The organism is Paenarthrobacter sp. NPDC018779 (assembly GCF_044391085.1).
Classification (GTDB): domain Bacteria; phylum Actinomycetota; class Actinomycetes; order Actinomycetales; family Micrococcaceae; genus Arthrobacter.
Genome location: NZ_JBIRZS010000056.1, coordinates 1 through 1,247 on the forward strand (window position 1 = coordinate 1; position 1,247 = coordinate 1,247).

The following is a 1,247-nucleotide window of genomic DNA, read 5'->3' on the forward strand; positions in this document are numbered from 1 at the left end:
TGGGGTTAGCCTCTGTTGGTGGACACCTGAAGTAGCGGGATCGTGGGATTCTGCGGGAAGGTGTTCTTGTGAGCACGACACGACGTAAATTCACTCCGGAGTATCGGCGGGAGGCTGCACGACTCGTTATTGATACCGGCAGGCCGGTGGCGCCAGTGGCCAGGGAACTCGGGCTCGGGGAGCAGATGTTGGGTCGGTGGGTGGCGCAGGAACGGGCTCGTCTGGCGGCTCCGGAAGAGGTCGCGGCGGCCGAGACGGAGAAGTCAGAGTTGGAGCGGTTGCGCCGGGAAAACGCGCAGCTGCGGATGGATAACGAGTTTCTGGGAAAAGCCGCAGCCTTCTTCGCCTCCAAGCAGCAGAATCGGAATGCTTCGAACTGATGGAGGCCGAGAAGGCTCATTACCCAATCCTGCGGATGGCCAGACTGCTGGGTGTGTCACGATCGGGGTTTTACGCTTGGCGGCGGAGGACCTCCGTGAGGTCACTGCGGGCGGTGGTCCGGGCTGAACTGGATGCACAGGTTAGGCGGGTTCATCAGGATTCGACCGGGGTCTATGGGGCGCCGCGGGTGCGGGCAGCGTTGGCCAGGACGGGGACCGGTGTTGACCGGAAGACCGTCGCGGCCTCGATGCGTCGGCAGGGCCTGGAAGGGATCTCGCCGCGCCGGTTCCGGCCCGTGGCCCCGCTCGGTGAGGGGCGGGTTCATTCGCTTCCGGATCTGGTGGCCAGGAAATGGGACACCGGTGTGCTGGACGCGGTCTGGATCTCGGATATCACTTATCTTCGTACCGGTGAGGGCTGGGTGTACTTGTGCGCCGTCCGGGACGGTTGCTCGCGGCGGGTGATCGGTTGGGCAATGGACTCTACCCAGTCCAGCGCCCTGGTCGAACGGGCCCTGCGCATGGCGTACGTCCTGCGTGGCGGTGGCCCGGCCGGTGTCGTCTTCCACGCCGATCGGGGTACCCAGTACACCTCGACCCAACTCAACGATGTCTGCTCACGGCTCGGCATCCGCCAGTCCGTTGGCAGGACGGGCGTGTGTTGGGACAACGCGATGCAGGAATCGTTCTGGTCCACCCTGAAAGCGGAGTTCTACGACCGGCGCCGCTGGGCAACCAGACAGGACGCCATCCGGGCCACCGGCCGCTGGATCGAGGAGTTCTATAACCGCACCCGGCTCCATTCAGCACTGGGCTATAACACCCCCGTGGAGCACGAACTGCTGCTCACCACGGACCAACCTCAGC

Annotated in this window: 1 protein-coding gene; it reads left to right on the forward strand. The window is 64.6% G+C overall.

The features are described from left to right. Positions 1 to 68 precede the first annotated feature (68 nt). Positions 69 to 1,247, forward strand: a protein-coding gene (locus ACH488_RS21935; RefSeq protein ID WP_397326708.1) for an IS3 family transposase whose coding sequence is annotated in 2 segments (ribosomal slippage) — positions 69 to 336 and positions 336 to 1,247 — 1,180 coding nt annotated over the 2 segments. Because the reading frame shifts where the segments join, the coding sequence is not laid out codon by codon here. This gene is flagged as partial in the annotation.